Genomic DNA, 24,748 nt, shown 5'->3' on the forward strand with positions numbered 1-24,748 from the left:
CGGCGCACGAGCGGCAGGGAGGCGTGGACGACGGGTCGGTCAGCCGGCGGGGGCGCAGGGCGCGAACGAACGGGCCACGAACGGAACGCGCGAGACGCTGCAGGCGGATCGCGGGGGCGTCGGCCACGGATCCGGCGGCACGAGCTCAAGACGCGGGCGCAGGGGGGCGCAAAGTGGGGGTGCGAGCGTGGAGCGCGAGAGCGGCGCCACAAGGCGAGACCGCCCCGGCGCGGCCTGCGGAATGTGTGGCCGCGAGCAACGGGTCCGTGGGCACGAGCGCTCCGCGCAGGAACGGACGGAGTGCGCCAGCACTCCGCGCGAAGCCGCGAGAGGGCACCGCCAGCGGAAAGGCGGGGCTCGGGCGACGGATCGGCCTGTGGGCAGGAGCGCACGAGAGCGGAGGCGAACGCGCGAGCGGCGCTGCGGCGGAAGGTGGGGCGTGGGACATGGTCCCGGCGGACGGCAGGAGCACAGGCCCCAGACACCCCGAACGCAGCCGGCGGGGGCGCAGGGCGCGAACTGCGGGGCGTGGGACATGGTCCCGGCGGACGGCAGGAGCACAGGCCCCAGGCACACGGAACGCGTCCGTGGGCACGAGCGCCCGGAGCGCACGGGCGGGAGCAGCGCTGCGACCGGGCACGCTGACGAGCGGCTGACTGGGCCAGCGGGCGGGCGCTGGGGGCGCGGGAGCGGGAGCGCGGGCAGGGCCGACGCGCGGACGGCACGGGGGGTTACGGATACGGGCGACGGCGGAAGCTCGGAGCGCGGCCGCAGGAAGCTGCATCGCCGGTGCCCCTACTGTTCCTCCAGCCCCGTCACCGCCCGCACGTGCGTCAGGCTGGGTTCGGCCAGGAGCGCGTGCAGGTCCGCGAAGACGCGGCGGGCCTCTACGGCGTTCCAGTCGGCGGGCAGGAGTTCGGCGGGCAGGCCCGGGTCGAGGTAGGGCAGGCGTCGCCATTGGGTGAGCATCGGGACGTAGTTGCGGAAGGCGTCGAGGGGGTCGACCTCGTCGCCGGTGCCCAGGTCCGCGGCGATGCCGCCGTAGGCGTCGGTGAACTGGGCGTACTGCTTTTCGATCGCCTCGAAGTCCCACCACGCGCCGACCGTGTCCGAGAGGTCCGCGAACGCCTCGTAGCCCCCGGCGAACAGGTGAACGTAGGACGACAGGCCGACGCGTTCGAGCATGCTGCGTGCGTCGTCGAGCAGGCGGGCCGGCGCGACCCAGACGCCCGGTGACGCGTTGCCGAAGCCGAGCCAGGTCAGGCGGGAGCGCAGCTGGTGCCGGGCGGCGCGTTCGCTCTCGGGGACGGAGAACACCGCCACGACCCAGCCGTCCTCGAGCGCCGCGGGCTCGAGGCGGTCGAAGATCCGGCGGTCGCCCTCGTCGAACACCGGCACCACCTCGGGGGCGAGCCGGTAACCGGTGCCCGAGCGGCGTTCGGCGACCAGCGTTCCGCGCTTCTTCAGGCGGGAGATGGCGGAGCGCACCGCGGGGCCGTCGACGTCCAGTTCGGCCATCAACGTGATGAGGTCCGCGATCGAGATCCAGCCGCCGAGGCGGCGGACGAACGCACCGTAGACCGTGTTGATGAGCGAGCTCGGCCTGCTCTCCGTCATGATCGCCTTTCCTGCCAGGTTCGGCGGCGATCCTACCGACCGGTCACCCCGCCTCGGCGTACCGCCCCGACAGCAGTGTGCCCGCTCCCGGCGCGACCGCGGGCAGCCCCAGCGAGCGCAGCATCTGGTGCGCCGTGCAGATCGCCGCGGACACGACCGGCTTGCCCAGCTTCTGCTCGGCCTCCTCCACCGCGGCCAGCGACGGCATCTGCACGCACGCCGACAGCACCACCGCGTCGGCGTCCGAGTAGTCCAGCGCGGCGGCGATGCCCGGCAGCCTCAGCGGGTCGTGCGCCGCGACGTCGAGGTTGTTCGGGATCTCCAGCGCCGTGTAGTCGAGCACCTCGACACCCTCGTGCTGCAGGTACTCCACCACGGTGCGGGTCAGCGGCTGCATGTACGGCGCGACCAGCGCGACCTTCTTCGCGCCGAGCACGTTCAGGCCGTGGACGAGCGCGCCCGCGCTGGTCACGACCGGGGCCGGGGCGCCGTTCTCCACCGTGCGGGCGTGCAGGCGCGTCTCGGACTCGCGGTGGTAGCCCAGCCCCATGCTCATGATCGCCACCAGGCACGCGTAGCCGAGCACGTCCACGTGCGCGTCGGACAGCTCCAGGGCGCACCGGTCCGAGTCGGCGTCCATCGCCTTGAGCTGCTCGGGCGTCACGTGCGTCATGCGCATGCGGCTGGAGTGGAAGGTGAACCGCTCGGGCGCGACGGTCTCACGCGCCCGGAGGATCGCCGGGATCTCCGTCTCCATCGTGACGTTCGAACTCGGGACGATCTGGCCGATGCGATAGGTGCGCTGCGTCATACCGACACGCTATGCCGATCACATGACGGTCGTCAATGTTGCGGGATATGCGAGTGGGCCGGGCTCACCCTCCGGGATGGCCGCCGCACGTCGCGAGGCTGCACCAGCGCCGCCGACCGCTCGCGTCCAGGAACAGCCACCCGCAGTCGGGGCTCGGGCAGGCGCGGATCGTGAAGCGGCGCGGATCGGCCAGGAGCTCCGCCGCGCCGCGGGCGACCGCGCGCACCGGCAGGCGCAGCCCTCCGCCGGGTGGCATGCGCCAGTGCCCGAGGCCGTCGTCCCCGCGCGTGAACACCGCGGTGCGGGCGGCCTCGTGGACGACGGCCGCGACCGCGTTGAACGCGCGGGTGTCGTGGACGTCGGTCAGGCAGGCGTACAGGTGGTCTCGGAACTCCCGCGCCTCGGCCAGCGCTTCGTCGGCCCCGGCGGGGTCGGCGCGGGCCTGCTCCAGCAGGCGTTCGACCAGCGGCTCGTCGATCAGGTCGAGGTGACCGGCCCATACGGCGAGCGCGGAGTAGCGGCGCAGCCAGTCGGAGCCGGGTCGCGGCGTCCCGGCGCGCGACCAGCCGGCGTACGTGTTGCAGAACTCCAGGGCCGGATGGCCGCTGGTGCTCCACGGCAGCCATTCGTCCCCGACCCGCACCGCGTAGACGGGCGCGGGCGGACGGTCCAGGCGCGGGTCGCCGTGCAGGATGCGGTCGTGCAACGTGGTCAGCGCGGGGCCCGGGTCGATGCCGAGTTCGCCGACCAGCACCTTGCGGGTGTGCCGGAAGAGCTCCAGCGCCTCCGCCGCGCGCCCCGCCCGGTACAGCGCGGTCATCTGCGCCACGACCAGCCGTTCGCGATACGGGACTTCATGGGCCAGCGGGGTCAGGTCGGCCAGCACCCGATCGTGCAGGCCCATCGTCAGCTGCGCCTCGGCGCGCTGCTCCAGCGCGGACAGGCGGAATTCGGCCAACCGACCGCCGAGCCGACCGCGCAGCCGGTCGTCGGCGAGGTCCGCCAGCAGCGGGCCGCGCCACAGCGCCAGCGCCCGGTCGAGGCAGCGCACCTGCTCCCCCGGATCGCCGGTCACCGCGGCCTCGCCGACCAGGTCGAGGAACTCCTCTGCGTCGACGACGTGTTCGCCGCGCGCCACGGTATAGCCGTCGTGCCGGGTACCGATCACCAGACCGTGCGGGGCGAGCCGGGCGCGCAGCCGGCCGATGTACGTGTGCAGCGTGGTCCGCGCGGACGCGGGCGGCGCGCCGTCCCACAACAGGTCGATCAGCCGCGCGGTCGGCACGACGTGCCCGGTCTCGAGCAGCAGTACGGCGAGCACACAGCGTTCCTGCCGGCGGCTGCCGACCGACACGCGCTCCCCAGCGACACTCGCATCGAACGCGCCCAGCAGCCGGAACTCCATGGCCCCTCACGCTACGCCGTCACCCGACGCGTGGTCAGAAAGTGGTCAGCGGGCGGAGGAAAGGTTGCCGGAGGCCCCGCGAACGCCGTGCGGGGCCGCCCCGGACCTCATCCGACGCCTCCTCACCTGGAGAACCCCGTGAAACTCGCTCTCACGCTGGCCGGTATCGCCACGAGCCTCGCCTTCGCCGCCCCCGCATCGGCCGCGGAGACCGCGCCCGCCACCACGACCGGGGTCGGCCCGTGGGAGCCCGCTCCGTCCGCGCCGTGGACCCAACCAGCTGGTGCGCGCTGCGACTTCCCCGTCCACGGCGAACCCGTGGTCGACCACGTGGAGAAGCGCCTGCTCGCCACCGCCGCGGACGGCACCAAGGTCGTCGAGTACCGCGGCGCCCTGGTCGTCCGCCTCACCGACACCGACACCGGCGCCTCGTACGACGCCGACGCGAGCGGCCACGCCGTCATCGAGATCCACCCGGACCGCTCGCAACGCTGGTACGTGGCCGGGCCGGTGCTGGTCGGCTTCGCCGCGGACAGCGGCACACTCGCCCGCGGCTTCTACACGCTCGACGGGCTGTACACCCTCGACATCGCCGCCGACGGCTACAAGTCGCTGACGCTGTACGCCGGTTCGGCCGACGCGCTCTGCCCGCGCATCGGCTGACCCGGCTCGGGCAGGGCTCAGGCTCCGGTGGCCCCGTACCCGAACTCGGCCGAGAGCCGGGCCGCGGCCTCGACCACGAAGGGGGCGCACTCCACGAGCCGCCCGCGGAAACGGGTCTGCGGTCCGGAGACGCTCAGCGAGGCGATCATGACGCCGTCGTGGTCGAGGACCGGCGCGGCCACCGCGGCGGCGCCGTCCTGGCGTTCGCCCGACGACGTCGCGTAGCCGCGTTTGCGGATCGCGGCCAGCTCGCGGCGCAGCCTCACCGGGTCGGTGACGGTTTTCGGGGTGAGCGCTTCGAGGTCGCGCGCGGCCAGGTAGTCGTCGACCTCGGCGTCCCGGAGGAACGCGAGCATGACTTTGGAAGAGGCGCCGGCGTGCAGTGGGTACGGCGTGCCGAGCGCGACCTCGATGCGCAACTCCTGTGCGGGCACCACCTGGTCGACGTACAGCCTGGTGTCGCCGCGGCGCACGGACAGGGTCGCCGTCTCGCCGCACTCGTCGGCGAGGCGGCGCAACTCCGGCGCCGCCAGCAGGCGCAGGTCGGTGCGGGCCAGGTAGGCGCGGCCGAGCGCCACGGCGGCGGGGCCGAGGGCGTACCGCCGCGTGGTCGGATCGGCGCTGACCAGGCGCCGGGTGCGCAGCGCGGTCAGGATGCGGTGCACGGCGGCCTTGGTCAGGCCGAGTTCCTGCGCGATCTCGGTGATGCCGAGGTCGGGGCGGCCGCTGCGGCCGAACAGCAGCAACACGTCCATGGCCCGTTCCACGGCCGCGATCGACCGGCTCGCGGCCTCGTCGACCTCAGGAGCTCCCGACCGCCGCCCGTCCACGCACCTCTCCTCACGCCCTCCGCTGCCCGACCCCCGAGTCTATCGGCCGTTTCGCGTCCCGGAACGGTGTACCCGGTACGGGCTTTCGAGGGCGGGGCGGAGGGCGTGGGCGGAGGTCGTCAGTGGTCGCCGCCGCCGAGCGCCTGGCTCAGCGGCAACCGGCCGGTCGCGATGTGGATGCCGACCGACACGACCCGCGCGTTCGCGGTGTCCAGCGACGACAGCGCGGACAGCGGCGCGGGGCCGTCGTCGTGCAGCGCGCAGCAGAGCAGCAGGATGGTACGCAGGGCGCCGTCCGCGAACTCGTACCCGGGACGGTCGACCAGGTCGCGCAGTGTGTGCCACTGCACGGACGCGTATCTGCCGTCGTCGGACCAGTCCAGGCACACCGCGTACAGGTCCGCGCGCCGCACGAACGTTCCCTCTTCGGTGAGGATGTACGTGGTCGCCTGCGCCGCGAAGTCGCCCTCGGCCGCGCGGTACAGCGCCGCCTCGATGACCTCCGACGACAGCGCCGGCACCGCCGCGAGCCGGTCGCGCCCGCTCCGTGCCCCGCGTGCCGCGCTCATGACCGCACCTCGCGCTCCGGGTAGCCGGTCTTGTCCAATTCGCCCACCCTTATACACCTTTCGGTCCCCGTGTCGCCCGGCCGCGGCCGGAGCGTCGCTCAATGCAGCAGGGTACGTCCCGAACCCGTACGCACGTCGGCGAAACGCCGTCCCGCGTTCCGTAACGAAATCGTCGGCCCTAGGCTGTTACGCCGTGACCCAGCCCTCAGACCCCGGCAGCCCGCCGCCGTTCGATCCCGCGGCGGCCCGCACCGCGCGCGCCGTCATGGCCTTGACGCCCGAACGTGTTGCGGCATCCCTCGCGTCGTACGGCGTGAACGTATTTCCGACCGACGTGCGTGCATGGGAGGCCGGCACCGCCGCCCCCGACGAGCACGAACTGATCGGACTCGCCCGCACCCTGGCCGTCCCGGTGGAACGCCTGCTCGGCGCCGCGCCGACGACGCTCCAACTGGTGCGCATCCGCACCGGCCTGACGCGGGCCGAGGCGGGGCGGAAAGTCGGCATGTCCGAGGCGACGTGGGCGCGCATGGAACGGACCAACTGCTGGCGCGCGGACGAGCGGCGCACCGAGGCCCTGGTCCGCACGTTCGGCGGCCTGTCGCACCGCGACCTGGTCGACGTCTCCGGGGCGTCGGACGAACTCGCCCGCCTCCTCGCGGCCGGGCTGGCGCAAGGGCGCTGGTCGGCGCAGCTGTCGGGGATCTGTGAGGTCCTGGGCACGCGCCGCCGCCGGATCTCGGAGGCGTTGGACGCGTTGACCGCCGAGTTCCCGCCGCCGGCCGAGAAGCCGGAGGGCGAACCGGTGTTGCCGCCGGGCGCGGCGGACCGGTTCTGGGGGCTGCTGGGCGACCCGGCGGCGGACCCGTTCGCCCCCGGCGCGTGGCGCCGCCCGCCGAACCGCTGACCGACAGCACACCCACATAGCACCACGAAGCACCCGCCGGCGACAGGCCGGCGGGTGCTTCGCCATGCCCGCCCGCAGGCGGCCGCCCGGTGGCCGGAAATCGCCCCTGCCCCGCCCAAGACGCACGTGTTGCCGGGGCGTTGCGGGCTCTTGACAGCTCCGCCGATGCGCGCCACTCTCCTTCACGTCGCGGTTGTGAGAGCGCTCTCACACATCGGTTCCCCGCAGCTCCCGCACCGCGCCGGCACGGAGCACGCCCACGCCCTTCGCACCCCCTGATCCGTCTCCAGGAGGTTCCATGCGCACGCCCAACCCCCGTTCCAGAGCGCTCGCCGCACTGTGCTGTGCGGTGCTCGCCGGCTCCGTCCTCACCGCCTGCGGCTCCGACGACGACTCCGACAACGGCTCCGGCGGCCCGTCGGGCGGCGGGCAGGTCACGCTCTCCGTCGGCCTGTTCGGCTCGTTCGGGTTCGAGGAGGCCGGGCTGTACAAGGAGTACGAGGCCCTGCACCCGAACATCAAGATCAAGCAGAACGCCACGCAGAAGGAGGAGGTCTACTGGCCCGCCCTCCAGACCCGGCTCGGCGGCGGCGGGGACCTGGACGACATCCAGGGCGTCGAGGTCGGCCGCATCGTCGACGTGGTCAGCAACCAGGCCGACAAGTGGCTCGACCTGAACACCCTCGGCGCGCAGTCTCAGACGAGCGAGTACCTGGACTGGAAGGCCAAGGCCGCCACCACCAAGGACGGCAAGGTGCTGGGCCTCGGCACCGACATCGGCCCGATGGCGATCTGCTACCGCTCGGACCTGTTCCAGCAGGCCGGCCTCCCGACCGACCGCAACGAGCTCGCGCAGCGCTGGTCGACGTGGGACGGATACCTGGACGTGGGACGGCAGTTCGCCGCCAAGGCCCCCAAGGGCTCGGCGTACATGGACAGCGTCACCGGCATGTACAACGCCATGATCGGCCAGCAGCAGACCTTCTACTACGACGCCTCCGGCAAGCTGATCTACGATCAGAACCCGTCCGTCAAGGCCGCGTTCGACACGGCGGCGCGCGCCGCGCAGGACGGCCTGAGCGCCAAGCTCGTGCAGTTCCAGACCGACTGGGACCAGGCCTTCGCCAAGGGCGGGTTCGCCACCATCTCCTGCCCGTCGTGGATGATCGGCTACATCAAGGAGAAGGCCGGCGACGCCACGAAGGGCAAGTGGGACGTCGCGGCGGCACCGGGCGCGACCGGCAACTGGGGCGGCTCGTACCTGGCGATCCCCAAGGGCGCGAAGCACGCCAAGGAGGCCTACGAGCTGCTGACCTGGCTGACCGCCAAGGAGCAGCAGGCCAAGCTCTTCGAGAAGCGCGGCTCGTTCCCGTCCCGCACCGGCGCGATATCCCAGGTCGCGGGCACGACGGACGCGTACTTCAACAACGCTCCGATCGGCCAGATCTTCAGCCAGGCCGCGCAGAAGATGCCGGTGCAGACCCTCGGCGTGCGCGACAACGACGTGAAGGTCAGCATCCAGAACGCGCTCAACTCCGTGGAGGCGCAGGGCGTCAAGCCGGACGACGCGTGGAAGGACGCGAAGGCGTCGGTGAAGGCGGCCCTGGGCTGACATGGCCGCCATCTCCCCCGCACGACTGCTGACGCGTGGTCAGCTGTGGCGGCGGCGCGGCACCAAGGCCGCGCCGTACGCCTTCATCGCCCCGTTCCTCGTCCTGTTCGCCGCCTTCGGGCTGTTCCCGCTGATCTACACCGGGTACGTGTCGCTGCACCGGGTCCGCCTCCAGAAGCCGGACGCGATGACCTGGGTCGGCTTCGACAACTACACGACGCTGCTCCAGGACGAGTTCTTCTGGAACTCCCTGAAGAACACCTTCACGATCGGCGTCATCTCCACGGTCCCGCAGCTGTGCCTCGCGCTCGGGCTCGCGCACCTGCTCAACTACAAACTGCGCGGACGGACGTTCTTCCGCGTCGCGATGCTCATGCCGTACGCCACCTCGGTGGCCGCCGCGACGCTGGTCTTCGCGGGCCTGTTCGGCCGCGACTACGGGATGCTCAACTGGTTCCTGGGCCTGTTCGGCGTCGACCCGATCGACTGGTTCAACGACAAGTGGCCGTCGCAGATCGCCATTTCGACGATCGTGACGTGGCGCTGGACCGGCTACAACGCGCTGATCTACCTGGCCGCGATGCAGGCGATCCCGCACGACCGCTACGAGTCGGCGATGCTCGACGGGGCCAACCGCTGGCGGCAGTTCCGGCACGTGACGCTGCCGGGACTACGCCCCACGATCGTCTTCACCATCATCGTCTCCACGATCGGCGCGCTGCAGATCTTCGGCGAGCCGCTGCTGCTGCAAGGCGGCACGAGCGGCATGAACGGCGGCGCGTCGCGCCAGTACCAGACGACCGGCCTGTACATGTACCAGTCCGGCTGGCAGTACTTCTCGCTCGGCAAGGCCGCCGCGATCGCGTGGCTGCTGTTCCTGCTCATCGCGCTCGTGGTGGGCGTCAACGCGGCGGTCGTCCGCTACCGGGCGCGGAAGGGGTGACCGGCGTGTCCCAGAGGAAACGGCTGCGCTCGCACGACAAGCCGGGACCCGTCGCGTACGCGATCCTCGTCGTCGCGACACTCGTCTCGGCCTTCCCCTTCTACTGGTCGATCATCGCGGCCACCCACACCAACAGCGAGATCAACGAGGTGCCGCCGCCGTTCCTGCCCGGCGGGCACACCGACAGCTTCGGCAAGGCGGCCGACCAGGCGAACATCGGCAAGGCGCTGGTGAACTCGACGATCGTGTCGGGAACGGTCGCGCTCGGCACGGTCCTCGCGTGCACGCTGGCCGGATTCGCGTTCGCCAAGCTGCGGTTCCGCGGCCGTGGGGCGCTGCTGTCGTTCACCGTCGGCACGATGATGATCCCGCCGCAACTGGGCCTCATCCCGCTCTACATGATGATGGCCAAGCTGCACTGGGCGAACCAGCTCCAGTCGGTGATCCTGCCGACCCTGGTGACCGCGTTCGGCGTGTTCTTCATGCGGCAGTACCTCGCCGAGGCGCTGCCCGACGAACTCGTCGAGGCCGGGCGGGTCGACGGAGCCTCGTACTTCCGGATCTTCTGGAGCGTCGTGCTCCCGGTCGCGCGCCCCGCGATGGCGGTGCTCGCGCTGCTCACCTTCATGTCGACCTGGAACGACTTCTTCTGGCCGATCATCGCGCTGTCGCAGGACAACCCGACGGTGCAGGTCGCCATCAACTCGCTCGGCGGCGGCCACGTGCCCGACCAGTCGGTGATCCTCGCCGGCACGGTGCTCGGCACGCTGCCGGTGCTCGTGGTCTTCGGGCTGCTCGGCCGTCAGATCGTCGGCGGCATCATGCAGGGCGCCGTCAAGGGCTGACCCCCACCCCGCTCCCTCACATCAACTCACTTGTACAGAGAAGGACTTCGCGTGCGCACTGCGACCGACGACGCCACATCACCCGACCTCGGCGCGGACTTCCCACCCGGCTTCGTGTGGGGCGCGGCCACCGCCGCGTACCAGATCGAGGGCGCGGTCGCGGCGGACGGGCGTACCCCGTCGATCTGGGACACCTTCAGCCACACCCCCGGCCGGGTGCACGACGGCGACACCGGGGACACGGCCGCCGACCACTACGCGCGCTACCGCGAAGACGTGGCGCTCATGGCCGGGTTGGGGCTGGGCGCGTACCGCTTCTCGGTGGCGTGGTCGCGGATCGTCCCGGCCGCCGACGGCCGGGTCGAGCCGCGCGGACTCGCGTTCTACGACCGGCTGGTGGACGCGCTGCTGGACGCCGGGGTCGCCCCCGCGCTCACCCTGTACCACTGGGACCTGCCGCAGTACCTCCAGGACGCGGGCGGCTGGACGAACCGCGACACCGCCACCCGGTTCGCCGACTACGCGCGCGTCGTCGGCGAGCGGCTCGGCGACCGGGTCCGGCTGTGGACGACGCTGAACGAGCCGTGGTGCGCGGCCTTCCTCGGCCACGCCTCCGGCGTCCACGCGCCCGGCGTCACCGACCCGGCCGCCGCGCTGACCGCGCACCACCACCTGCTGCTCGCGCACGGCGAGGCGGTCGCCGCGCTGCGCGCCGTGCTGCCCGCCGACCGGTCCGTGTCGCTGGTGCTCAACCCGGCCGCGGTGCGCGCGGCGTCCGCCGACCCGCTCGACACCGACGCGGCGCGGCGCGTGGACGGGCTGGCCAACCGGATCTTCCTCGACCCCGTGCTGCGCGGCCGCTACCCCGAGGACGTGCTGCGGGACACGGCGTCCGTCACGGACTGGTCGTTCGTCCGGGACGGCGACCTCGCGGCGATCTCCCGCCCGATCGACGCGATGGGCGTCAACTACTACACGCCGACCGTGGTCGCGGGCGGTGCCGCGCCCGGCGAGGCGCGCAACGACGGGCACGGCGCGAGCGCGTTCTCGCCGTGGCCGGCGTGCGAGGACGTGCGGTTCCTGCACGCGCCGGGTCCGCGCACCGCGATGGACTGGCCGGTCGACCCGGACGGCCTGTACGACGTGCTCATGCGGCTGCACGCCGAGGCGCCCGGCCTGCCGCTGATGGTGACCGAGAACGGCGCCGCGTACGAGGACGCGCCGGACCCGGACGGCCGGGTCGCCGACCCGCGCCGGCAGGCGTACATCGCCGCCCACCTGGCCGCGGTCCGCCGCGCGATCGGCGCGGGCGCCGAGGTCCGGGGCTACTTCGTGTGGTCGCTGCTGGACAATTTCGAGTGGGCGTACGGCTACGCGAAGCGGTTCGGGATCGTGCGCGTGGACTTCGCCTCCGGGCGCCGTACGCTCAAGGACAGCGCCCGCTGGTACGCATCGGTGATCGCCGCGCACCGCGGCCGCGACGGAATCGGGGAACCGCAACGTGACTGACCAGCCGACCCTGGAGACGGTCGCCGCGGTCGCCGGGGTCTCACGCGCGACGGTGTCCCGGGTCATCAACAACTCGCCGAAGGTCAGCCCGCAGGTGCGGGAGGCGGTCGAGGCGGCGATCGCGAGCACCGGCTACGTGCCCAACCGGGCGGCGCGCACGTTGGTGACGCGCCGCACGGACTCGGTGGCGCTGGTGGTGCAGGAACCGGAGACGCACCTGTTCGGCGACCCGTACCTGACCGGGATCGTGCGGTCGGTGAGCGAGGAGCTGTCGGGCACGGACACGCAGCTGGTGCTGATGATGGTGCGCACGGACGCCGACCAGGAGCGCCTGGAGCGCTACCTGCGCGGCGGCCACGTGGACGGGGCGCTGCTGGTGTCGCTGCACGGCGACGCGACGCTGCCGCGCCGGCTGCTGGCGGCGGGCGTGCCGGTGGTGGTGGGCGGGCGGCCGCTGGGGGCGGACGAGGGGATCACGTACGTGGACGCCGACAACGTCGGCGGGGCCTCGCTGGCCACCCGCTACCTGCACGGTTCCGGGCGGCGGCGGGTCGCGTCGATCGCCGGGCCGCAGGACATGTGCGCGGGCGTCGACCGGCTGGCCGGCTACCTGGCGTCGGTCGAGGGTGAGCCGCTGGTCGCGCACGGTGACTTCACGCGGGAGTCGGGGGCGGCGGCGATGCGGGAGCTGTTGCGGGCCGCCCCGGATCTGGACGCGGTGTTCGCGGCGTCCGACCTGATGGCCGCGGCGGCGGTGGGGGTGCTGCGCGAGTCGGGGCGGCGGGTGCCGGACGACGTCGCGGTGGTCGGGTTCGACGACGTGGAGGCGGCGCTGTGGTCGGCGCCGCCGCTGACCACGGTGCACCAGCCGGTGCCGGAGCAGGGCCGGCGGATGACGCGGCTGCTGCTCGACCGGGTGCTGCAGGGGCTGCCGGCGGAGCCGGTGGTGCTTCCGACGCATCTGGTCCGGCGCGAGTCGGCGTAATATTCACCTTTCTTCATGCGGACGGAGTGTTCGTCCGTTTTTGCACGGCTATGGCGGGGCCCGGTAGCCCTGCCAGGCCGTGGTGACGCGGATTGAAACGCTCTGCAAGTTCTTGCAGAAAGTCCGCGCAACATCTTCCATGCGTGCCGACGCGTGTGGTTGCATTCCTCTCCGGCGGTCAGGCAGGGCTCGGTCAGGTCGATGCCCTCCGGCCGTGTTGCTCCGCGCACCCCCCGCGCGCGGACGCCTTTCCCGAGGAGTGCAGATGCGACGGAGCTTGTCCGCGGCCGTGGCCGCCGCGGCGCTCGCCCTGACGCTCACCGCGTGCGGTGACGACGGCGGCGACACCACTTCGACGACCCCGCAGGGCGCCGCCGCCCAGGACCCGGCGGCGGTCTCCGGCACGGTCACGTGGTGGGACACGTCCGACTCGACGAGCGAGGCTCCGGCGTACAAGGAGCTGATAGCGAAGTTCGAGGCGCAGTACCCCAAGATCAAGGTCAAGTACGAGAACATCCCGTTCGACGACGCGCGCGACAAGTTCAAGACCGCCGCGCAGGGCAACAGCGGCGCGCCGGACGTGCTCCGCGCCGACGTCGGCTGGACCCCCTCGTTCGCCGAGCTCGGCTACCTCCAGCCGCTCGACGGCACCCCCGCGCTGAACGCCAAGGAGGACTTCCTCCCCGGCGGGTACGCGAGCACGCAGTACAAGGGCAAGACCTACGGCGCGCCGATGGTGACCGACGCGCTCGCGCTGCTCTACAACAAGGACCTGCTGGCCAAGGCCGGCGTGGCCAAGCCGCCGACCACCTGGGCCGAGGTCAAGGCCGCGGCGCTCGCGGTGAAGGAGAAGACCGGCGCGTCCGGCGTCTTCATGAAGGCCCAGGGCTACTACGCGCTGCCGCTGATCTACGGCGAGGGCGGTGACCTCGTCGACATGAACGCCAAGAAGGTGACCGTCAACGACGACAAGGCCGTCGCGGGCGTCTCCATCGGCAAGGACCTGCTGGACTCGGGCGCGGCGGTCACCGACGTGACCAAGGACGCCTACACGAACATGCAGAACCTGTTCAAGGACGGCAAGGTCGCGATGCTGATCAACGGGCCGTGGTCCGTCGCGGACGACCTGAAGGGCTCCGCGTTCTCGACCCCGGGCAACCTGGGCATCGCGCCGGTCCCGGCCGGCAGCTCCGGCAAGAACGGCTCGCCGACCGGCGGCCACAACCTCGTGGTCTACGCGGGCTCCAAGCACCTGGACGCGTCGTACCTGTTCGTCCAGTTCCTCACCAACGCCGAGAGCCAGGGCTACGCGGCGCAGAAGAACCACGTGCTGCCCACCCGCGCGTCGGTCTACAGCCAGCCCGCGATCGCCGGCGACACGCAGATCACCCAGTTCCGCACGGTGCTGGACGCGTCCCGGCCGCGCATCGCCCTGCCCCAGGCCAGCGACCTGTTCGACCCGCTGGACGACAGCATGGAGAAGATCTACAGCGGCCAGGCCTCGGTGAAGTCGGGTCTCGACGACACCGCGAAGGCCGCCAAGAAGATCCTGCCCGGCTTCAACTAGCCCGCGGATCCCATCAGTTCGCAATTCCGCCGCCGGGCGGGGGCCAGGACCCCGCCCGGCATGGCCCCGGCAGGACCCCATGATTTCCAAGCTGCGCAGGTCGTACGACGAGCGCTGGTACGCGTGGGCGATGATCGCCCCCGTCGTGCTGGTGCTCGGCGTGATCGTCGTCTATCCGCTCGTGCAGGGCCTCTACTACTCGTTGACGGACATCAACGAGGCCAACATGGGGCGCACGATCGGCGTCAACCACATCCCGGCCAGCTTCACGTTCGTCGGCCTGGACAACTACATCGACGTCCTCAGCGGCGCGGACGGGGAGTTCTACGCCCGGCTGACGTGGACGCTGACGTGGACCGTCGCGTGCGTCGCCCTGCACTACTCGCTGGGCCTCGGCCTCGCGATGCTGCTCAACCGGCCGATGCGGATGTCGGGCCTGTACCGGGTGCTGCTCGTGGTGCCGTGGGCCGTGCCGGTGTTCGTGTCGGCGTTCGCGTGGCGGCTGATGCTCAACAAGGACAACGGCGTGATCAACGCGGTCCTCGAGGGCGTCGGCATCGGCGGCGTCGACTGGCTGGGCCAGCCGACCACCGCCAAGCTCGCGGTGATCATGGTGAACGTGTGGGTCGGCGTGCCGTTCGTCATGGTGGCGCTGCTCGGCGGGCTCCAGGCGATCCCGAAGGAGCAGTACGAGGCGGCGGCGCTCGACGGCGCGACCGCCTGGCAGCGGTTCCGGCACGTGACCCTGCCGGGCCTGCGGCCGGTCAGCTCGACGGTCGTGCTGCTCGGCATCATCTGGACGTTCAACCAGTTCGGCGTCATCTACCTGGTGACCGAGGGCGGCCCGTTCGGGTCCAGCGAACTGCTGGTCACCTACGCCTACAAGCTCGGGTTCGCGAACGTGCGCGACTACGCGATGGCCGCCACGTACGGAACGATCATCCTCTCCATGCTGCTGGTCATCGCGACCGCCTACCGACGCACGCTGGACCGCCGGCAGGAGGCCGCGGCATGAGCACCTTGACGCCTACGACCCGGGACACCGCCCCCGCAAACGCCGAAGCGGCCGCGCCGCGCGCGGCCGCCAAGCGCCCCAAGGCGTGGGGCCACCGCTCCCGCGGCGCGTCCATAGCCCTGCACGCGACGCTCATATGCGCGAGCCTCATCGCGGTCTTCCCCGTCGTGTGGGTCGCGCTGACGTCGCTCAAGCCGGACGACCACTGGCAGCGCACCGGCGACTTCAGCGGCCTGTCGCTCGACAACTACACCAAGGTGCTCGGCGACAGCTCGTTCACCACCTGGTTCCTCAACTCCGCCGTCGTGTCGGTCGGGACCACCGTCGTCGGCGTGTTCATCTCGGCGAGCGCCGGCTACGCGGTGTCCCGGCTGCGGTTCCCCGGCCACCGCGCGCTGATGTGGACCTTCCTGGTCACCCAGATGTTCCCGGTCGCGGTGCTCATCGTGCCCGTCTACACGATCCTGACCAAGCTGCACATGACCAACACGTACGGCGCGCTGATCCTGGTGAACTGCACGGTGGCGGTGCCGTTCTGCGCATGGATGCTCAAGGGCTACTTCGACACGATCCCCAGGGAGATCGACGAGGCCGGGCGCGTCGACGGGCTCACCCCGTTCGGCACGTTCTGGCGGCTCGTCCTGCCGCTCGCCAAGCCCGGCCTGGCGGTCACCGGCTTCTACACGTTCCTGACCGCGTGGGCGGAGATCGCGTTCGCCCGCACGCTCATGTCCGACGACGCGCACTACACGCTGCCGGTCGGCATGGGCACGTGGATCGGCCAGTTCAAGAGCGAGTGGGGCATGATGACGGCCGCCTCGGTCCTGATCACGCTGCCCGCCGCCGCGCTGTTCTTCTTCGTCCAACGGCACCTGGTCTCCGGCCTGACCGCCGGCAGCACCAAGTCCTGAGCACGCCCCCGACCCGAGGAAGCACATGGAAGCCCCTCTGACGCTGCGTCAATCCCGGCACCTCGAAGCGGCCGAACGCACGGCCGACCGCTGGTGGCGCGACGCGGTCATCTACCAGGTCTACGTCCGCAGCTTCGCCGACGGCAACGGCGACGGCGTCGGCGACCTGCTCGGCATCCGGACCCGGCTGCCGTACCTGCACAGCCTCGGCGTCGACGCGCTGTGGATCACCCCGTTCTACGAGTCGCCGATGGCGGACGGCGGCTACGACGTGGCCGACTACCGCGCGGTGGACCCGTCGTTCGGCACGCTCGGCGACATCGACGCGCTCGTGCGCGAAGCCCACGCGCTCGGCCTGCGGGTCATCGTCGACATCGTCCCGAACCACACCTCCGACCGGCACGCGTGGTTCCGCGAGGCGCTCGCCGCCGAGCCCGGCTCCGCCGCCCGCGACCGCTACATGTTCCGCCCCGGCCGCGGCACCGACGGCGAACTCCCGCCCAACGACTGGGAGTCCGTGTTCGGCGGTGCCGCGTGGACGCGCGAGCGCCCCGACTCCGGCGAGTGGTACCTGCACCTGTTCGCGCCCGAACAGCCGGACCTGAACTGGCACAACGCCGAGGTGCGCGCCGAGTTCCTGGACATCCTCACGTTCTGGCTGCGGCTCGGCGTCGACGGCTTCCGCGTCGACGTCGCGCACGGCATGTTCAAGGACCCCGCGCTCGCCGACATCGGCCGCAGTGGGCAGATCGCGCTGCTCGGCAGCGAGGCGCTCCCCTACTTCGACCGCGACGAGGTGCACGAGGTCTACCGCGAATGGCGGGCGCTGCTCGACTCGTTCGACGGCGACCGCATCGGCGTCGCCGAGGCGTGGGTGCCGTCGGCGGAGCGGCTCGCCCGCTACCTGCGCGGCGACGAGCTGCACCAGGCGTTCAACTTCCACTACCTGAGCGCCGACTTCGAGGCCGGCGCGCTGCGCGAGGTCGTCGACGCCACCGTCGCAGGACTCGCGCCGGTGGACGCCCCGGCCACGTGGGTGCTGTCGAACCACGACGTCACCCGGCACGTGACCCGGTACGGCGGCGGCGCGCTCGGCCTGGCCCGGGCCCGTGCGGCGGCGCTGCTGATGCTGGCGCTGCCCGGGTCGGCGTACATCTACCAGGGCGACGAACTCGGCCTGCCCGAGGTGACCGACCTGCCCGACGAGGTGCTCCAGGACCCGCAGTGGGAGCGGTCCGGGCACACGGAGCGCGGCCGCGACGGCTGCCGCGTGCCGATCCCGTGGGGCGGGCAGGAGCCGCCGTTCGGGTTCGGGGCGCCGGGCTCGAGCGACACGTGGCTGCCGATGCCGGCCTCGTGGCGCGACCTGACCGTCGAGGCGCAGGCCGGCGACCCCGACTCGACGCTGTCGCTGTACCGGCGCGCGCTGCGGCTGCGGCGCGAGCTGGCGGCGCTCGGCGACCGGACGACGCTGCGCTGGCTCGACGCGCCCGAGGGCTGCCTGGTCTTCGCGCGCGGCACCGGGTTCGTGTGCGCGGTCAACACCTCGGACGCCGCGGTGCGGCTTCCGGCGTACGGCGACGTGCTGCTGGCGAGCGGGCCCGTCGACGTCGAGGACGGCGCCCTGGTGCTGGCCGCGGCGACGGCCGTGTGGTGCTCGGTACCGCACCCGTAAGCACCTACAGGCACTCCTAGGCGAGACTGTCTGACCTGACGTCACTGCCCGTACCGCTCAACCCCGTTGGGCCGGGCGGCCGGAAATCCGCCGGAAATCCGCGCCGCCCGGCCTTGCCTTCGAGGACCGCATCATGCCCAGCGCCGCCCGGCCTCCACTACAGTCTTCACCCATGACCGCACGCCTCTCCGACATCGCCACTCATGCCGGTGTGAGCGAGGCGACGGTCAGCCGGGTGCTCAACGGCAAGCCCGGGGTCTCCGCCGCGACCCGGCAGTCGGTGCTGGCCGCGCTGGACCTGCTCGGGTACGAGCGGCCCACCCGGCTGCGGCGGCGCAGCGCCGGGCTGGTCGGGCTCATCACGCCCGAGCTGGACAACCCGATCTTCCCCGCCTTCGCGCAGGTCATCGAGCGGTCGCTGACGCAGCGCGAGTTCACCGCGGTGCTGTGCACGCAGACCCCCGGCGGCACCACCGAGGACGACTTCACCGACCTGCTGCTCGAGCGCGGCGTGGTCGGCATCATCTATGTCTCCGGCATGCACGCCGACACCACCGCGGGCGTCGAGCGGTACGCCAAGGTCACCGGGCAGGGCGTGCCGGCGGTCATGATCAACGGCTACGCGGAAGGCGTCGACGCACCGTTCATCTCCTGCGACGACCGGCTGGCGATGCGCCTGGCGGTGTCCCACCTGGTCGAGCTGGGGCACCAGCGCATCGGCCTGCTGTCGGGGCCGCGGCGCTTCACGCCGGTCATCCGCAAGATCGAGGGCTTCACGCGCGCGATGGCCGACCTCGCCGGTGTCGGCGAGTCGGAACTGCTCGTCGAGAACACGCTGTTCTCCTTCGAGGGCGGCGCGGCCGCGGCCCGCTCGCTGCTCGACCGCGGCGCCACGGCGCTGGTCTGCGGCAGCGACCTGATGGCGCTCGGCGCGATGGACGCGGCGCGCGAGCGCGGGCTGGCCGTTCCGCACGACCTCTCCGTCGTGGGCTTCGACGACTCGCCGCTGATGGCGTACACCTGCCCGCCGCTGACCACGATCCGGCAGCCGGTCCGCGACATGGGCCTCGCCGCGGTGCGGGCGCTCCTCGACGAGCTGAACGGCATACCGGCGCCGCGCTCCGAGTTCGTCTACCGCCCCGAGCTGGTCGTGCGCGGTTCGACGGGCGCGGTGCCGAGGCCCGCGGCCGGCTGACCGTCCGCGCGCTCACCCCGTGACCGGGCCCGCCACACGCGGGCCCGGCGGAAGAGCACGGACCGGAACTCCATGGCGGGCCGCTCCACCAGCCGCCAGGACAGCATCGCGAGCGGGAGGGTGACGACGGTCGCGAGCAGCATCAGCAGGTACATGTCGCGCACGCCGTACCAGACCAGCAGCTGCTCGACCGGGAAGCCGTACAGGTAGACGCCGTAGCTGGCCAGCCCGACCGTGGCCGGCAGCGGGATCCGCCGCGGCAGCAGGGCGCCGGCCGCCAGCGGGAGGTACGCGAGCGTGACCCCGCGCGTGACCTCGACGAGCGGGCTGCCGAAGAAGACCACCTCGACGCCGACGCAGGCCGCGACGCCCCACCACGAGAGACGGACCCTGTCGCGGTACAGGTACAGCGCCATGCCGTACAGGTAGATCGGCACCATCTGCAGCAGCGCCTTCGTCGGCATGAGCAGCAGGGACGGCCCCGGATTCCACTGGTCCGTCATGAAGCGCGCGAGCGCCGTCGAGCACAGGAGCGCCGCGGCCACGGTCATCCAGCGGTGCCGCAGGCCGCCGACGACACCGAGCACGACGACGAGCCCGTAGCCGAACACCTCGACGGGCAGGCTCCACAGCGACCCGTTCACCGCGCCGACGTTCGGGCTGCCCTCGAAGACCCCGGGCAGGAAGTACGCCGTCGGGAAGACCATGAGGTTGTCGGTGAGGTAGTCCCACGTGAGCGGGTGCGCGAAGTACGCGCCGACGGGCAGCGACGTCACCCACGGGCCGAGCGCGAACACGGTGAGCAGGAGCAGGACCACGAGCGCCGGATAGATGCGCAGGAACCGGCGCACGAGGTAGCGCCACACCGACGGGTCGCGCTCCCAGCTCCGGCAGACGAAGTAGCCGCTGATCGCCATGAACGCCGACACCGCCCATGCGCCGAGGTTGATGCCGAGCCACTCCTGGGGCAGCAGTCCGAGGCCGTTGCCGGTGAGCGGCACGGCGTGGTCGACGAGCACGGCCGTCGCGGCGGCCATACGCACGAGCGCGAAGCCGTCGGTGCCGGCGGGTCCGGCGGGTCCGGCGGGTCCGGCGGCGTTCCGCCGCGCCGTGCCGTCTTCCGGCGCGGGCTGCGGACCGCTGCTGCCCCCGGGCTCGGCGTTCTTCGGCAAGGCTCCCCCAACGACGGCGTTCACCAGGCTGCTTCCCGTTGGCACCGACGACCCGACCACCGGTCACCCGGACGGCGCACAGCGCGGCCACAAGGTCCCTTCGGCGCCGATCCGGCGGACCTTCGGCCGTCGCGGGCGGGACGGAGGTCCCCGCGGCCGGGGGCGGGAGGGCGGTGGCCCGGCCGACACTGACGGAATCCTTACTAACCGGGACTAAACCGGGCGTAGAGGAGGGTGAAGGCAAGAGGTCACAACACCGAGTCCAGGAGGACGACCATGCAGAACCACGAGACCGACGCGGGCGGCGGGAACGAGGCGGGGCGGCAGGGGTACGGCGGGGCCGAGCCCCCGCAGGGCCCGCCGCCGCGGCCCGAGACGCCGCCGCCGGTGCCGCCCGCACCGCCTGGCGCGACGTGGGGCGGCCCCACGCCCCCGCCGCCCGGCGCGGGCGAGGCTCCCGCCGAGGGGCGGCCGCAGCCCGGAGCCGGATGGGCTCTACCCGGAGCCGCCCCGGCACCGGCGCCGCCGGGTACCGCGCGGCGGCGCGGTGTCACGCCGCTGGTCGCCGCCGTGGCCGCGGCCGCGTTGCTGGCCGGCGGGGTCGGCGGCGGGATCGCCGGGTGGGCGATCGACCGGGACGGGTCGTCGTCGTCGTCCTCCGCCACGGCCGGGGGCGGGTCCGGCGCGAACAAGGCCGACCAGGCGGCGGCCGGGAGCCGGGCGCCGGACTCGGTCGCGGGCATCGCGGCCAGGACGATCCCCGGCACGGTCACGATCAAGGTCCAGCAGCAGGGCGGCGAGAGCACCGGCGCGGGCTTCGTGCTCGACAAGGACGGCAACATCCTCACCAACAACCACGTGGTGTCCGGAGCCGCCGCCGGAGGCAAGGTGCAGGTGATCTTCTCGGACGGCACCACGGTGACCGGCACGGTCGTCGGCACGGCGCCCGGCTACGACCTCGCGGTGGTCAAGGTCGAGGGCGTCAAGAACCTGCAGCCGCTGGCACTCGGCGACAGCGACAGCGTCGCGGTCGGCGACGCGGCGGTGGCGATCGGCGCGCCGTTCGGGCTGGACAACACCGTCACCAGCGGCATCATCAGCGCCAAGAACCGGCCGGTGGCGTCGGGCGGCGACGGGCAGCAGTCGTACATGAACGCTCTGCAGACGGACGCCCCGCTCAACCCGGGCAACTCCGGCGGCCCGCTGCTGGACGCGCAGGGCCGGGTCATCGGCGTGAACTCGGCGATCCAGTCGACCGACAACGGCGGTTCCGGCGGCGCGCAGAGCGGCGGCCAGCCCGGCAGCATCGGCCTCGGCTTCGCGATCCCGATCAACCAGGCCAAGTGGGTGGCCGACCAGCTCATCCAGGACGGGCACGCGACGTACGCGCAGCTCGGCGTGCTGCCGGACGCGTCGTACCAGGGCGCGGGCGCCCGCGTCGCGGGCGGCGGCTCGGACGGCCAGGCGCCGGTCAGCGGTCCCGCGGCGAAGGCGGGCCTCCAGTCCGGCGACGTCGTCACGAAGATCGACGGGCAGCCGGTCGCCGACTACCGCAGCCTGCTCAGCGAGGTGTGGAGCCACAAGCCGGGCGACCAGGTGAAGCTGACCTACACCCGGGGCGGCACGGAGCACACGGTCGACGTGACGCTGGGCCAGCGCGCCGGCGAGCCGTCCTGACGCGTCGGCTACAACGGCAGTTCGGCCCAGGCGCGGGTGCCCTCGGCGGGCTGGTGCAGGAGGCCGTAGTCGCTCGCCAGGTGGGCGACCATGGCGACGCCGCGGCCGCTCTCCGCGCGGTGGTCGGGCTCGAGCCGCGGCGCGGGCGGCTTCCACGTGCCGCGGTCGGCGACCTCGACGCGCAGGTAGGGGCCGGCGTCCCGGTGTCCGGTGTGGACGCTCAGGACCATGCCGTGCGGGGTGCGGCTGCCGCTGTGCAGCGCGGCGTTGGCGAGGTACTCGGCGGCGATGATCTCGGCGTCGGCGACCGTGTGCGGGCCCACGCGCCACCGGTTCAGGCACTCGCCGAGCAGCCGTCGGCCGCGTCTGGCCCCCTCCGGGGTGGCCGGGAGCGCCCAACACGCCTTGCTGGCGGGTGGCGCGCCGGGGAGGTATGTGGTGTACCGCCGCTTCGACATGGGGCGTTCTCCGGGTCGGATGCGATTTTTCGTCCTGCATCAGGACTACCCGCCGCCGCCCACGCACCGATGGAGCCCAAGGTCCCGCGGGCGCCGGGGATCGTCCCCCGCACGCTGCCCGTTCGTCACGTATGCACGCATTACTTCGTTTTGCGGTCCGCGACCATCCGCTCCGTCCCGCCGGTTCGTGCCCGATTCCGGGCAGGAACCTTGGCTTCGCGGCACCTCGATCTCTACTGTCGACGCTCGTGGCCAACGCTTCCCATCCGTTCGAGGACCTGATCGACCATCTCAGCCGACACGGTCCGCTCACGCCCGGGGAGGCGGCGCGCGTCGTGGCGGACGTGCTGGCCTACTTCGCCGAGGACGCCGTCGACTTCGTCCGCCGCAGGCACCGCGAGCTGCAGCGCCAAGGCCTCACCAACGAGGAGATCTTCCCCAGGGTGGGCGCCGAGCTGGAGCTGCGCCGGGTCGCCGCGCCGGAGTTCACGACGCGTCAGCTGCGCCGCATCGTCTACGGCTAAGGAGCCGCCGCATGTGTGGAATCGTCGCGTACGTAGGACCGCAGGACGCCGCGCCCGTCCTGCTCGAGGGGCTGCAACGCCTCGAGTACCGCGGCTACGACTCGGCCGGCGTCGCGGTGGTGACCCGCTCCGGGGCGCTCAAGGTGCACAAGGCCAAGCTGCGCGTCGCCGAGCTCGCCGCGAGCCTGCCCGCGCGGTTCAAGGGCACGTCCGGCATCGGGCACACGCGCTGGGCGACCCACGGCGAGCCGAACGACGTCAACGCGCACCCGCACACCGACACCGCCGAGCGCATCGCGGTCGTGCACAACGGCGTCATCGAGAACGCCGACGAGCTGCGCGCCGCGCTGGCCGCCGACGGCGTCGAGTTCCGCTCGCAGACGGACACCGAGGTGCTGGCGCACCTGGTCGCGCAGTACGCGGAGCGCGGGGCCGGCCTGGAGGAGGCCGTCAGGTCGACACTGCGCCGCGTGGTGGGGACGTACGGGATCGCCGTCGTCGACGTCAGCGAGCCGGGCGTGGTCGTGGTGGCCCGCAACGGCAGCCCGCTGGTGCTCGGGGTCGGCGAGAAGGAGATGTTCGTCGCGTCCGACGTCACCGCGTTCGTCGCGTACACCCGCCAGGTGGTGCACCTGGAGGACGGCGAGCTGGCGGTCGTGCGGGCGTCCGGCTACCGGACGTTCAACGAGGAGGCCCGCGCCACGCATCGCACGCCGTCCGAGGTCGACATGGAGGTCGTCGAGTTCGACACCGCCGGGCACGCGCACTTCCTCGCGAAGGAGATCCACGAGCAGCCCGACGCGGTCGAGCGCACGCTGCGCGGCCGCCTCGACCGCCGGTTCGCCACCGCGCACCTGGGCGGCCTGAACCTGGGCGCGCGCGAGCTGCGCGAGGTGCGCCGGATCAAGATCCTGGGCTGCGGATCGGCGTACTACGCGGGGGAGATCGGCGCGCAGCTGATCGAGGACCTGGCCCGGATGCCGGCGAGCAGCGAGCCCGCCTCGGAGTTCCGCTACCGCAACCCGGTGATCGAGTCGGACACGCTGTACATCGCGGTGAGCCAGTCCGGGGAGACGTACGACACGCTGGCCGCCGTGAAGGAGGTCAAGCGCAAGGGCGGCCGGGTGCTGGGCGTGGTCAACTCCGTGGGCAGCGCCATCGCGCGCGAGTGCGACGGCGGCGTGTACCTGCACGCGGGCCCCGAGGTGTCGGTGGCGTCGACGAAGGCGTTCACCTCGACGATCGTGGCGTTCGCCCTGCTGGCGCTGCACTTCGGCCGCATCCAGGACCTGTCGCCGGCGGCGGGCGGGCGGCTGGTGGAGGCGTTGGACGCGCTGCCCGGGCAGATCCGGGAGATCCTCGCGCAGGAGGAGCGGATCGCGGCGCTGGCCGCCGAGTACGCGTCGGAGCACGCCAAGAGCGGCTCGATGATGTTCATCGGCCGGGTGCGCGGGTTCCCCGTGGCGCGCGAGGCCGCGCAGAAGCTCAAGGAGATCAGCTACATCCACGCCGAGGCGTACCCGGCGAGCGAGCTCAAGCACGGCCCGCTGGCACTGATCGGGCCGGAGCTGCCGACCGTGGCCGTCGTGCCGGACGACGAGCTGTTCGACAAGAACCTCACCACGCTCGGCGAGATCCGCACGCGGGCCGGGCGGGTGCTCGCGGTCGCGCACCGCGAGATCGACCCCGCGTTGGCGGAGCACACGGTGGTCGTGCCGAAGAGCGAGCCGGTGCTGGACGCGGTGCTGCTGAACATCCCGCTGCAGCTGTTCGCGTACCACGCGGCGCTCGCCCTGGGCCGCGACGTCGACCGGCCGCGGAACCTCGCCAAGAGCGTGACCGTGGAGTGACCTGACCT

General features: G+C 72.3%; 22 protein-coding genes. 15 read left to right on the forward strand and 7 right to left on the reverse strand.

The features are described from left to right. Nucleotides 1-795: 795 nt before the first annotated feature. From QI554_RS36505 to QI554_RS36515, 3 genes are all read right to left on the reverse strand, one after another. The gene (locus QI554_RS36505; protein WP_281473498.1) at nt 796-1,617 is read right to left on the reverse strand and encodes a PaaX family transcriptional regulator; all 822 of its coding nucleotides are present in this window, start codon (nt 1,615-1,617) and stop codon (nt 796-798) included. A 43-nt stretch (nt 1,618-1,660) separates the two neighbouring features. Beyond that, nucleotides 1,661-2,428 carry a maleate cis-trans isomerase family protein gene (locus QI554_RS36510; RefSeq protein WP_281476545.1) on the reverse strand — a complete coding sequence of 256 codons (768 nt, stop codon included), beginning with the start codon at nt 2,426-2,428 and terminating at the stop codon, nt 1,661-1,663. 64 nt (nt 2,429-2,492) lie between these two features. Further along, nucleotides 2,493-3,833 carry an AfsR/SARP family transcriptional regulator gene (locus QI554_RS36515; protein ID WP_281476547.1) on the reverse strand — a complete coding sequence of 447 codons (1,341 nt, stop codon included), beginning with the start codon at nt 3,831-3,833 and terminating at the stop codon, nt 2,493-2,495. A gap of 138 nt (nt 3,834-3,971) precedes the next feature. Between QI554_RS36515 and QI554_RS36520 the strand changes: the two genes are divergently transcribed. Further along, the gene (locus tag QI554_RS36520) at nt 3,972-4,496 is read left to right on the forward strand and encodes a hypothetical protein (RefSeq protein ID WP_281476549.1); all 525 of its coding nucleotides are present in this window, start codon (nt 3,972-3,974) and stop codon (nt 4,494-4,496) included. A gap of 17 nt (nt 4,497-4,513) precedes the next feature. Here the strand turns inward: QI554_RS36520 and QI554_RS36525 are convergent, their stop codons facing one another. Both QI554_RS36525 and QI554_RS36530 read right to left on the reverse strand, forming a co-directional pair. Further along, nucleotides 4,514-5,326: an IclR family transcriptional regulator gene (locus tag QI554_RS36525; protein ID WP_281476551.1), complete on the reverse strand. Its 813-nt coding sequence runs from the start codon at nt 5,324-5,326 to the stop codon at nt 4,514-4,516. Between the two features lie 119 nt (nt 5,327-5,445). Beyond that, the gene (locus tag QI554_RS36530; RefSeq protein WP_281476553.1) at nt 5,446-5,895 is read right to left on the reverse strand and encodes a hypothetical protein; all 450 of its coding nucleotides are present in this window, start codon (nt 5,893-5,895) and stop codon (nt 5,446-5,448) included. Nucleotides 5,896-6,088: 193 nt separating this feature from the next. Here QI554_RS36530 and QI554_RS36535 point away from each other — a divergent pair, with 193 nt between their 5' ends. The 11 genes from QI554_RS36535 to QI554_RS36585 all read left to right on the forward strand — a co-directional run bounded on the left by QI554_RS36535 (nt 6,089) and on the right by QI554_RS36585 (nt 19,059). Further along, complete coding sequence (locus QI554_RS36535; RefSeq protein ID WP_281476555.1) at nt 6,089-6,802, forward strand: helix-turn-helix domain-containing protein; 714 nt, start codon at nt 6,089-6,091, stop codon at nt 6,800-6,802. A gap of 298 nt (nt 6,803-7,100) precedes the next feature. Further along, complete coding sequence (locus QI554_RS36540; RefSeq protein ID WP_281476557.1) at nt 7,101-8,414, forward strand: ABC transporter substrate-binding protein; 1,314 nt, start codon at nt 7,101-7,103, stop codon at nt 8,412-8,414. A 1-nt stretch (nt 8,415) separates the two neighbouring features. Further along, on the forward strand, nt 8,416-9,357 hold the full coding sequence (locus tag QI554_RS36545; protein ID WP_281476559.1) for a carbohydrate ABC transporter permease: 942 nt from the start codon (nt 8,416-8,418) through the stop codon (nt 9,355-9,357). Next, nucleotides 9,354-10,202 (forward strand): carbohydrate ABC transporter permease, encoded by an 849-nt coding sequence (locus QI554_RS36550; RefSeq protein WP_281476560.1) that lies wholly within the window; start codon nt 9,354-9,356, stop codon nt 10,200-10,202. Before QI554_RS36545 ends, QI554_RS36550 begins: the two co-directional genes overlap by 4 nt. Before the next feature lie 51 nt (nt 10,203-10,253). Then, a complete protein-coding gene (locus QI554_RS36555) occupies nt 10,254-11,711 on the forward strand; it encodes a GH1 family beta-glucosidase (RefSeq protein ID WP_281476562.1) in 1,458 nt (485 codons plus the stop codon). Then, entirely contained in the window at nt 11,704-12,696 is a 993-nt protein-coding gene (locus QI554_RS36560; RefSeq protein WP_281476564.1) for a LacI family DNA-binding transcriptional regulator, read from the forward strand. The genes QI554_RS36555 and QI554_RS36560 overlap by 8 nt, the downstream gene beginning before the upstream one ends. A gap of 265 nt (nt 12,697-12,961) precedes the next feature. Continuing rightward, complete coding sequence (locus QI554_RS36565) at nt 12,962-14,263, forward strand: extracellular solute-binding protein (RefSeq protein ID WP_281476566.1); 1,302 nt, start codon at nt 12,962-12,964, stop codon at nt 14,261-14,263. A gap of 79 nt (nt 14,264-14,342) precedes the next feature. Continuing rightward, a complete protein-coding gene (locus QI554_RS36570) occupies nt 14,343-15,278 on the forward strand; it encodes a carbohydrate ABC transporter permease (RefSeq protein ID WP_281476568.1) in 936 nt (311 codons plus the stop codon). Next, nucleotides 15,275-16,189 (forward strand): sugar ABC transporter permease, encoded by a 915-nt coding sequence (locus QI554_RS36575; protein ID WP_281476570.1) that lies wholly within the window; start codon nt 15,275-15,277, stop codon nt 16,187-16,189. The genes QI554_RS36570 and QI554_RS36575 overlap by 4 nt, the downstream gene beginning before the upstream one ends. A gap of 25 nt (nt 16,190-16,214) precedes the next feature. Further along, nucleotides 16,215-17,864 (forward strand): glycoside hydrolase family 13 protein, encoded by a 1,650-nt coding sequence (locus tag QI554_RS36580; RefSeq protein ID WP_281476571.1) that lies wholly within the window; start codon nt 16,215-16,217, stop codon nt 17,862-17,864. A gap of 172 nt (nt 17,865-18,036) precedes the next feature. Next, on the forward strand, nt 18,037-19,059 hold the full coding sequence (locus QI554_RS36585; RefSeq protein WP_281476572.1) for a LacI family DNA-binding transcriptional regulator: 1,023 nt from the start codon (nt 18,037-18,039) through the stop codon (nt 19,057-19,059). Here QI554_RS36585 and QI554_RS36590 read toward each other — a convergent pair. Continuing rightward, nucleotides 18,996-20,255: an acyltransferase family protein gene (locus tag QI554_RS36590; protein ID WP_281476573.1), complete on the reverse strand. Its 1,260-nt coding sequence runs from the start codon at nt 20,253-20,255 to the stop codon at nt 18,996-18,998. The two genes, QI554_RS36585 and QI554_RS36590, sit on opposite strands and share 64 nt — an antisense overlap. Before the next feature lie 252 nt (nt 20,256-20,507). Here QI554_RS36590 and QI554_RS36595 point away from each other — a divergent pair, with 252 nt between their 5' ends. Next, the gene (locus tag QI554_RS36595) at nt 20,508-21,908 is read left to right on the forward strand and encodes a S1C family serine protease (RefSeq protein ID WP_281476575.1); all 1,401 of its coding nucleotides are present in this window, start codon (nt 20,508-20,510) and stop codon (nt 21,906-21,908) included. An 8-nt stretch (nt 21,909-21,916) separates the two neighbouring features. Here QI554_RS36595 and QI554_RS36600 read toward each other — a convergent pair whose 3' ends face one another. Continuing rightward, nucleotides 21,917-22,366, reverse strand: a complete 450-nt coding sequence (locus QI554_RS36600; protein ID WP_281476577.1) for an ATP-binding protein — start codon at nt 22,364-22,366, stop codon at nt 21,917-21,919. Nucleotides 22,367-22,614: 248 nt separating this feature from the next. Here QI554_RS36600 and QI554_RS36605 point away from each other — a divergent pair, with 248 nt between their 5' ends. Further along, nucleotides 22,615-22,890 (forward strand): hypothetical protein, encoded by a 276-nt coding sequence (locus QI554_RS36605; RefSeq protein WP_281476578.1) that lies wholly within the window; start codon nt 22,615-22,617, stop codon nt 22,888-22,890. Between the two features lie 11 nt (nt 22,891-22,901). Then, on the forward strand, nt 22,902-24,740 hold the full coding sequence (glmS, locus tag QI554_RS36610; RefSeq protein ID WP_281476579.1) for a glutamine--fructose-6-phosphate transaminase (isomerizing): 1,839 nt from the start codon (nt 22,902-22,904) through the stop codon (nt 24,738-24,740). Nucleotides 24,741-24,748: the final 8 nt, after the last annotated feature.

Source organism: Yinghuangia seranimata (genome assembly GCF_029953285.1).
GTDB classification, from domain to species: domain Bacteria; phylum Actinomycetota; class Actinomycetes; order Streptomycetales; family Streptomycetaceae; genus Yinghuangia; species Yinghuangia seranimata.